This window comes from Asticcacaulis excentricus (genome assembly GCF_003966695.1).
GTDB lineage: Bacteria > Pseudomonadota > Alphaproteobacteria > Caulobacterales > Caulobacteraceae > Asticcacaulis > Asticcacaulis excentricus_A.
The window spans coordinates 326273-335000 of sequence record NZ_AP018828.1; the positions used below are offsets into that span (position 1 = coordinate 326273).

The following is an 8728-nucleotide window of genomic DNA, read 5'->3' on the forward strand; positions in this document are numbered from 1 at the left end:
CTGCAATCCTTCCAAAGGAGAGCCGCATGGATCGCTTGAAGGATAAGGTGGCGCTGGTGACCGGAGGCGCGCAGGGTATCGGCAAGGCTATTGTGTGCAGCTTTGCCGCTGAAGGGGCGCGGGTCATCATCGCCGATATCGACCCCCGTGAAGGCGAGGCACTGGCGGCGGAGCTGCCCGGTGCGGCGTTCCGCCGACTCGATGTCGCTGATGAAGCGCAATGGATCGCCGTCCTCGATTCGGTGGTGGCCGATTTCGGCCGGCTGGACGTTCTGGTCAATAATGCGGGCATTACCGGGCGCGCCGATGCCAAAAATGATCCCGAACACACCACGCTTGAAGACTGGCGGCGGGTGATGACGGTCAATACGGACGGTGTGTTTCTGGGCTGCAAGCACGCGATTCGCGTGATGCGCCCGAATCGCACCGGTTCGATCATCAATATGTCGTCGCGCTCAGGGCTGGTCGGCATTCCGCATCAGGCGGCCTATGCGGCCTCGAAAGCCGCTGTGCGCAATCACACCAAGACGGTGGCGCTTTATTGTGCGGAGGAGGGGCTGAATATCCGCTGCAATTCGGTGCATCCGGCGGCGATTCTGACGCCGATGTGGGAGGCCATGCTTAAGGACGAAGCCGATAAGGAAAAGGTCGCCGCCGGGACGCCGCTGCACCGATTCGGGCGACCGGATGAGGTGGCCGCCGTCGTGCTGCTTCTGGCCTCGGATGAAGCCACCTTCATCACCGGTTCGGAATTCAACATCGACGGCGGCGTTCTGGCGGGTACGGCGGCTTCGCCTAAGTAGTTTTAACTCTTAAAGATTTGCCAGAACGAATAGAGACCGATGGCGATAAACAACCCGGACGCCACGTAGCGCACGATCTTCATCGGCACGACCTTCAGCACCTTGTCGCCGAACAGAACCGCCGGGACATTGGCCAGCATCATACCGAAGGTGGTGCCGAGCACGACCCAGGCAAAGGCGTTTTCGTACTTGGCCCCCAGAAACACCGTGGCCACCTGCGTCTTGTCGCCCATTTCGGCCAGGAAGAAGGCGATCAGGGTGGTGAGGAAGGGGCCGTAATCCTTTTTGGGAGCCTCATCGTCGTCCATCTTGTCCGGAATCAGGATCCACAGACCGAGCGCGATAAAGGCAATGGCGACGATCCACGGCATGTAGGTGGTCAGGGCCAGTCCGGAGACAAAATGCCCGACCCCGGCGGCCAGCGCGTGATTCGCCACCGTGGCGATGAAGATGCCCCAGATAATCGGTATGGATTTGTGATAGCGCGCGGCCAGAATCAGGGCCAGCAACTGCGTCTTGTCGCCGATTTCGGAAAAGGCGACGAGGGCGGTCGAATTGAGGAAGGCGTCCACGGTAAAATCTTGTCTGTGACCGGCCAGGTTCTGACACACAACGACGTGCTTCACCGCGGCCAGTCACTTATGGCGGCAAGGCAGGTCGTCGGTCTCACCTGTTTCGATTACGCCATGTCCATGCCGGACAAGTGTGTTGACGTAATCCGCCTGAAAAACACTCAGGCGCGGTTACTCCCCGAAGGAACGCGGGCTTGATAGACGCGGCTCACAGGTGAGTCAAGAGGAGCGCCAGACCCGACAGGGTAAACAATGAGATGACCGTCGATTGGGCGATGGACACCGCCGCGCCTTCGTACCACAGGCCGTACATGCGCGCCTGAATGAAGACACTGACCGCTGTGGGGCAGGCTGACAGGAAGACGGCGATCTTCCACATCAATGGCGGCGCGCCGAACAGGTGCATGGCAACGGCCATCACGGCGGGGGCCAGAAGCAGCTTGCCCGCCACGGCAGTGGCGGTCACGGGCGTAACAGAGCGTAACGTTTTCAAAGGCATAAGCCCCAGCATCCCGCCTAATGCCACCAGAGCCACCGGCACGGACGAGCGGCCCAGTATGTCGAGCATCTGATCGAACATCGGCGGAATCTTCACCCCGGCCAGCATCAGCCCGACCCCCAGCAGTGACCCCAGCACGGTGGGGTTCTGCATCGTGCGTTTGAGCGCCAGACCTATGCCGTGGCCCGACGCGACCGACAGGCCGGCGCAGCCGATAAAAAACAGAATCAAAAAATCAGCGACAAACAGCAGCGGGGCCACCTGCATGACCTGCGGCCCCAGAAGCCCGGTCAGAATGGGCAGGCCCAGAAAGGCGCTGTTGGAAATGAAGGCGGCCATGCCGGCGCCGGTGGCTTCGCCGCGTGTGGCGCCGAAACGCCGGGCGGCCAGCAGGCAAAGCCCCGACGATACGGCGAAAGCCAGCGCATAGACGCCCAGCCAGCCCACATGCAGCGCATCGGGTCGCGGCAGATTGGCAAAGGCGTGGATCAGATAGGCGGGAAAGCCCAGCCAGTAGAAATAGGCGCTTAGGCCATCCAGCCCTTCGGATTTCAGTCGCCCGGTGCGCGCCAGAAGCACCCCCAGTCCGACAAAGGCAAAAAACAGCAGAACGCGGCTCAGGGTTTCCAGCATGGCAGCGCTTTACGCCCTGTCAGGGGGTAAGAAAAGCCCTATTTGTCGGGACCGAAATCGCTGCTAGCCGAGGCTGAGGCGGCCGCTTCGGCTTCCGGATTGGGCAGGCCGATATGCGTCACCTGCCAGGTGAACAGGCCCTTGCGCTTCAGCGTGAACACCGTCGTGCCGATGTCGGGCTGCTTTACCCCCAGACGCGCGCGGTCAATGCTCCAGTAAAGGACGGTGGGCAGGGGCGGTTTGGGCGCAAATTCGCGCGGTTCGACCACATTGGCGTCTTTGCCCGCCCCGTAGGACAGGGCCAGCAGGGCCTTGGCCGTCAGGTACGAATTGACGTCGATCACGGGTTGTTTGGGGGCGGGCGCGGTCAGGTCGGTAATGGCGCGGCCGATGGCCCCCAGCGGGTCCTTCATGACATTGGGCGCGGGAGCGTCGGCGGTCGTCGTGCCCTTGGCATCGGCCCACAACTGCGCCTTGAGACTGGTGCGCACGTCGTCAAAGGCCACCAGTTCCGACAGGCTCTGGATGTCCTCGGACTCCGCTGCTGAACGCAGGTCGTAAAAGGCCCAGACCGGGCCGATGGCAAAACCGAACAGGGCGGCCAGAGCGGCGACGATGATGGCGATGGATAAGGTCTTGAACACGCGGACAGTTCCCCCTGAAGGCGCTGAAAAACAGGGTTAACACGAAAATAACGCCCTGTCGCGCCCCGTCCGACGATTCGCGTCAGACTGTGGCTAAACCGCCTGACCCGTGATCAGCCGGTGCACAAAGGTGAGTTTGTTGCGCACGGTGGGCGTCAGGATAAACGGATAGAGCGGCCGCTCGCCCATGGCGTTATGGATCGAGTTGATCGCCAGACTGAGCGGCACCCAGGCCTCGGCCAGACGCTCAAAGTCCGTGACGCGATAGGGCTTGAAATCGACCTCGGCCGCGACACCTTCGTCGGCCTTGGTCTTGATGGTCATGCCATAATAGTGAGCGGTTTCAAGGGCATCGGTAATGTGCAGCACGTGGGCGAAGGTTTCGGCAAAGTCCTCCCACGGGTGCATCGAGGCATAGGCGCTGATATAGCTGTCGGCCCAGAAGGGGGGCGGCCCTTCGGCATAGTGGCGCTCGATAGAGGCCTGATAATCGGCTTCGTCGTCACCAAAAACCGCACGGCAGGCATCAAGTTTACCGGCGTCGCGCACCAGCCGGTTCCAGAGGAAATGCCCGCATTCGTGGCGAAAATGGCCGAGCAGGGTGCGATAGGGCTCACCCATCTGGCTGCGCACGCTTTCGCGTACGGCGTCGTCGGCTTCGGCGGCGCGGATGGAGATGATGCCCTCATCGTGGCCGGTCATGGCGCTGTGGAAGGTGCCGTCCGGGGCCTGTTCGTCCTCCAGATAGTCGAAAACGAGCCCCCCGTCCGGGTCTTCGCTGCGGTCGGGAGCGGGCAGGTCCCATTTGAGGAAGGCGTAAAACAGCCGGTGCTGGGCGTCGATAATGCGCCGGAACCGATCGAGATCGTTGGGGATCAGGCGGTTGTGGCGGCAGGCGCGGCAATAGGCCGAGCCATCCCCTTCGGGCACCAGCCAGTTGCACACATCCGTCGCGGCATTGGCGCAGAAGCGATAGCGGTCGCCGCCATTGACCGGTTGCCAGCGGTCGTCGCCTGCGGGCCTCAGGGCGTGCAGGTCACGGCTGTTCGGCGAAAAACCCAACCGCGTCCCGCAACTGACGCAGGCGCGGTTATGGAAAAACAGGGTATTGCCGCATTGGGCGCAGGTAAACAGCTTCATGAAAGCGCATTCCGAAAAGTGTGAAACGGTTTTCGGAGCCAAATGCGCGACAGAATAGTTAGATCGGGCTCCTGTGCCGCGACCCTAATGCAGCGGTTGTAAGTGCGAAAGGGTGCGCCGCCGGCCCCGTGCAAAGGGCCGGTAAGGCTATTTCCCTTGCCACACGCCCGGATGGGCGTCGATCCAGCCCTGTATCAGGCCGGCAATTTTTCGATCATCGGCCAGCGACGGATGATAGTGGCAGCCGCCAAAGTCCAGTCCGTCGAAAAACAGCGTGTCGAGGCGCGTTTCACCGCCGTCTTTCAGCGTTTTGGCCACCTGAGAAACCTGCGCGCGAATCTCGCCATTGGCGCCGTCGGAGGCCATCAGGATGAACTGCGCCTGCGGGTTTTTAGCGCGCAGAGACTTGACGAAGGCGACATAGGTGTCGCGGTAATCGGCTTGCAAGGCTTCGCGCGTCGTCCATTTTTCGCCCGGATTGAGCGCGGTCGAAAAATCATTGGTCCCCAGTCCGATGACGATAATCTGTGGCTGCCAGCCGGTGGCGTCGTAGGCGGTCTTACCGTCGAACAGGCTGTAAGGATAAAGTTTTGGTAGAGGATCGCCGATAAAGCCATTGTAATTGCGCACGATTCCGCGACCGGAAAAGGCGTTGACCTGATAGTCGGCCTCATAGTGTTTGGCCGTCAGCGGCCCGAAGGCCTGAGACGTGTCGGTCGTCGCCCATACCTCGTCATTGGTACAGTCGCGCTTTGGCGAGGTATTGCCGTAACCGACGGTAAAGCTGTCACCGATAAACTCGACTTGACGCGCGCGGGCGGTCAGGGCGGCGGGCTTGTCGGCGCTGAAACCGAGGAAACGCCCGGTCTGGTCCTGCGATTCGGTGATCTTTTCGAGGCGATAGACGTCCACGGCCTTTGGGCTTTTGCTGTCGAAGCGAACCGTCGTCTGGCCGGGTTTTTCGATGACCTTCACCACCTCACCGTTGAGGTACAGCTTATAGATATTGGTGCTGTCATCGAAACTGAGGGTGACGGATTTGGAAGTCGTCGCGGTCTCAAAATAGACGCCCGGCCATTGATGCGTATGGGCCGGGGCCGCCGTGCGTCCGCCGCTGTGCAGGGGCAGGGTGTCCGCAGAGGCGATGGCGGCGAAGCTCGTCCCCGCGAGAAGCCATCCGGCCAGCCATAGCGCCTTTGTCATAATGCATCTCCCTGATTTTTGCGGCATGAAGAATGATAGCGCTGTCACTGTCAAGACGCGCGCACAAAGAAAGGCCGCCCGCGAACGGACGGCCTTTCATATCATACCTCAAAAGAGGCTTTAGCTTAAGCCGCCAAAGCCTTCGACAGGTTCTCGGAGATCTTGTCGAGGAAGCCTTCGGTGGTCAGCCAGCCTTGCGTATCACCAACCAGCAGCGCCAGATCCTTGGTCATGAAGCCCGCTTCGACGGTGTCGATGCAGACCTTTTCCAGCGTTTCGGCAAAGTGCTTCAGCTCGGCATTGTCGTCCAGCTTGGCGCGGTGCTTGAGGCCCTGCGTCCACGCAAAGATCGACGCCATCGAGTTGGTCGAGGTGGCCTCGCCCTTCTGATGCTGGCGATAGTGGCGGGTGACGGTGCCGTGGGCGGCTTCCGCCTCCATGATCTTGCCGTCCGGCGTGACGAGGGCGGAGGTCATCAGACCCAAGCTGCCGTAGCCCTGCGCCACCGTATCCGACTGCACGTCGCCGTCATAGTTCTTACAGGCCCAGACGAAACCGCCCGACCACTTCAGCGCCGAGGCAACCATGTCGTCGATCAGACGGTGCTCATAGGTCAGGCCCAGTTCTTTGAACTTCGCCGCGTATTCGGCGTCGAAGATTTCCTGGAAGATGTCCTTGAAGCGGCCGTCATAGGCCTTGAGGATGGTGTTCTTGGTCGAAAGATAGACCGGATAGTTGCGCGCAATGCCGTATTCGAACGAGGCGCGGGCAAAATCGCGGATCGAGTCGTCGAGGTTATACATGCCCATGGCCACGCCCGAAGACGGGAACTGGAACACTTCGTGCTCGATGACCTGACCGTCGTCGCCCTGGAACTTGATGGTCAGCTTGCCGGGGCCGGGGACGAGGAAATCGGTGGCCTTGTACTGGTCACCGAAGGCGTGACGGCCGACGACGATCGGCTGGGTCCAGCCGGGCACGAGGCGCGGTACGTTCTTGCAGATGATCGGTTCACGGAACACGACGCCGCCCAGAATGTTGCGGATGGTGCCGTTGGGCGACTTCCACATCTTCTTGAGGCCGAATTCCTTCACGCGGGCCTCATCCGGAGTGATGGTGGCGCACTTGACGCCCACGCCGCAGGCCTTGATGGCGTTGGCGGCGTCGATGGTCACCTGATCGTCGGTGGCATCGCGGTGTTCCATCCCCAGATCGAAATATTGCAAATCGATATCGATATAGGGGTGGATCAGCTTGTCCTTGATAAGCTGCCAGATGATGCGGGTCATTTCATCGCCGTCGATATCGACGACGGGGTTCGCCACCTTGATTTTGGCCATTGCGAATGTCCTCTCTGAACGAAGCGCACATGAGGCGACGCACAGGGTCGCACTCGGCGCTGACAGCGCCTCCTATAGACGAAAAGGCGAGCGGCGCAAATGGGCTTTAGCTGATCTGGAAGCGCCGACGCACGGCAAGGCCGAACAGGAAGGCAATGATAAGGGTCAGGAAGGATTGAATGGTCCCGAGAACCATGAACAGCATGGCCCGACCCGGTCCGTGCGACTGATTGATCCATTCGCGATAAAGGCCGCTCCCGTCGCCAAACGCGCCGAAGGGAAAGGATCGCGACAGAGACGCCCAAAACGCCATGAAAAGATCGTCACCCCAGTTGGTCCCCTGATACAGGATGCCGAAATAGAGCAGTGCAAAGATGAGAAAAGTCGCGGCCAGTGACATCAGTGGGCGTACCAGTGACTGCCCGTAGCCCGACAGAATTCGATAGCAGTCTGTAGCGAAATGCAGTCCGGGCCTGACATTGGAACGCTTGCGCCACGCCATCAGTTCCAGACGAAAGAACTCCCCTTCGGCCTCCCGGTCGCGACGGCCCTCCATGATTAGTTTCAGCGTGCGAAACCCCGATTCGACCTTTGCATAATAATCGTCATGGATGCGCTGGGTGATAAAGGCCTCTGCGGGAGTTTCTGTTTCTGGGGTTTCTGCTGGCGCTCGTTTGATGGCCTTCATCAGGCGATAACAGAACCTGGCCCACCCTGCCGGTGACAGACCATCCCGGCGGATGTCGGTTTCCGTTTCAATTCGCAGCGTTTGATAGGCAGAACCTGCCTTTTCATGTCGTTCCGCTTCAAACTCTTGTCGCCATTCTGTTAAAGATTGTAAGGACTTCCCGCGTAAAGGCACGGCAGCTTCATAAAGCGCCGTGAGCGCCCTGTCGGGAACAGGCGGCAAGGCGGTTGCCGAAGGCGGGAAGTCGAGGGACGGTTGCCATTGGACGTGCGGAAAGATCACGTCCGGATGCAGTTTGCTGTCATGAAAACGCACGGCCCCGTAAAAGCGCGCGTACTTGAAGGTCGAGGCATTGGGTATGTCGCGATTGGAGAAATTAGCCTCACTCAGAAAGACCGTGCCACTTGCTGCAATCGACGGAATACGCCGCAAACTGGCCAGTGATGGCGTGTCCAAAGACGCAAGCCTTCCCTCAAACTGATCGGGTTTATCGGTGCTGCGGCTTAGGCTCAGCGCTTGCGACCCGCTCGGCCGCGACGTGCCCGAGCCATCTCCCTCAAAATCGGCTTGGCCTAAGAAAACCGCCTCGTCTAGGCGGAGAGGCCCTCCGAACAGGGCAAATCTGAATAGGGCGGTGTCTGAGAAGGTTGCGCGATTGAAGCTGGCGGAGAAAGGGAAGGTTGCGCTGTCGAAGCGGGCCTCGCCAGAGAAGGTTGCGCTGTCGAAGTCGGCGTAGAAAGAGAGGGTTGCGCTGTCGAAGCGGGCGTCGCCAGAGAAGGTTGCGCGATTGAAGCTGGCGGAGAAAGGGAAGGTTGCGCTGATGAAGCTGGCGTCGCCAGAGAAGGTTGCGCTGATGAAGCTGGCGTCGCCAGAGAAGGTTGCGCTGATGAAGCTGGCGTCGCCAGAGAAGGTTGCGCTGTCGAAGCGGGCCTCGCCAGAGAAGATTGCGCTGTCGAAGCTGGCGTAGCCAGAGAAGGTTGCGCTGTCGAAGCGGGCGTCGCCAGAGAAGGTTGCGCTGTCGAAGCTGGCGTAGCCAGAGAAGGTTGCGCTGTCGAAGCTGGCGTAGCCAGAGAAGGTTGCGTTATCAAAATGGCTGTGGGTTAGGATGGCGAAATTGAAATGGGCGCGTATCGGATGGTCAATGCGCTCCCGGGACAGGTCGATCGGACCGCCCACAACAAGGCCGTGTAAAAGGGCCATTGGTGC

General features: G+C 60.3%; 8 protein-coding genes and 1 riboswitch (1 of these 9 only partly in view). Of the genes, 1 reads left to right on the forward strand and 7 read right to left on the reverse strand.

The genetic code is table 11. The features are described 5' to 3' along the window. Positions 1-26: 26 nt before the first annotated feature. A complete protein-coding gene (locus tag EM6_RS12580; protein WP_126423519.1) occupies positions 27-803 on the forward strand; it encodes a glucose 1-dehydrogenase in 777 nt (258 codons plus the stop codon). Between the two features lie 2 nt (positions 804-805). Here EM6_RS12580 and EM6_RS12585 read toward each other — a convergent pair whose 3' ends face one another. The 7 genes from EM6_RS12585 to EM6_RS12615 form a co-directional block, all read right to left on the reverse strand. Beyond that, positions 806-1375: a TMEM165/GDT1 family protein gene (locus EM6_RS12585; RefSeq protein ID WP_126423520.1), complete on the reverse strand. Its 570-nt coding sequence runs from the start codon at positions 1373-1375 to the stop codon at positions 806-808. Positions 1376-1393: 18 nt separating this feature from the next. Continuing rightward, a riboswitch (yybP-ykoY riboswitch) is annotated at positions 1394-1560 on the reverse strand. Between the two features lie 23 nt (positions 1561-1583). Then, positions 1584-2507, reverse strand: a complete 924-nt coding sequence (locus EM6_RS12590; RefSeq protein WP_126423521.1) for an AEC family transporter — start codon at positions 2505-2507, stop codon at positions 1584-1586. A 38-nt stretch (positions 2508-2545) separates the two neighbouring features. Then, positions 2546-3151 (reverse strand): DUF2939 domain-containing protein, encoded by a 606-nt coding sequence (locus EM6_RS12595; RefSeq protein WP_126423522.1) that lies wholly within the window; start codon positions 3149-3151, stop codon positions 2546-2548. 93 nt (positions 3152-3244) lie between these two features. Next, on the reverse strand, positions 3245-4291 hold the full coding sequence (locus tag EM6_RS12600) for a zinc-binding metallopeptidase family protein (RefSeq protein WP_126423523.1): 1047 nt from the start codon (positions 4289-4291) through the stop codon (positions 3245-3247). Between the two features lie 147 nt (positions 4292-4438). Beyond that, on the reverse strand, positions 4439-5494 hold the full coding sequence (locus tag EM6_RS12605; protein ID WP_126423524.1) for an SGNH/GDSL hydrolase family protein: 1056 nt from the start codon (positions 5492-5494) through the stop codon (positions 4439-4441). A gap of 125 nt (positions 5495-5619) precedes the next feature. Further along, entirely contained in the window at positions 5620-6834 is a 1215-nt protein-coding gene (locus EM6_RS12610; protein WP_126423525.1) for an NADP-dependent isocitrate dehydrogenase, read from the reverse strand. Positions 6835-6940: 106 nt separating this feature from the next. Next, positions 6941-8728, reverse strand: the 3' portion of a protein-coding gene (locus EM6_RS12615) for a pentapeptide repeat-containing protein (RefSeq protein WP_126423526.1). The gene runs 396 nt beyond the window's last position; the window shows 1788 of its 2184 coding nt (coding positions 397-2184); its start codon lies beyond the right edge, outside the window; it ends in the stop codon at positions 6941-6943.

Coding starts and splice junctions, on each gene's coding strand:
- EM6_RS12580 (WP_126423519.1), top strand. CDS start 27: ATGGATCGCTTGAAGGATAAGGTGGCGCTGGTGACCGGAGGCGCGCAG.
- EM6_RS12590 (WP_126423521.1), bottom strand. CDS start 2,507: ATGCTGGAAACCCTGAGCCGCGTTCTGCTGTTTTTTGCCTTTGTCGGA.
- EM6_RS12600 (WP_126423523.1), bottom strand. CDS start 4,291: ATGAAGCTGTTTACCTGCGCCCAATGCGGCAATACCCTGTTTTTCCAT.
- EM6_RS12605 (WP_126423524.1), bottom strand. CDS start 5,494: ATGACAAAGGCGCTATGGCTGGCCGGATGGCTTCTCGCGGGGACGAGC.
- EM6_RS12610 (WP_126423525.1), bottom strand. CDS start 6,834: ATGGCCAAAATCAAGGTGGCGAACCCCGTCGTCGATATCGACGGCGAT.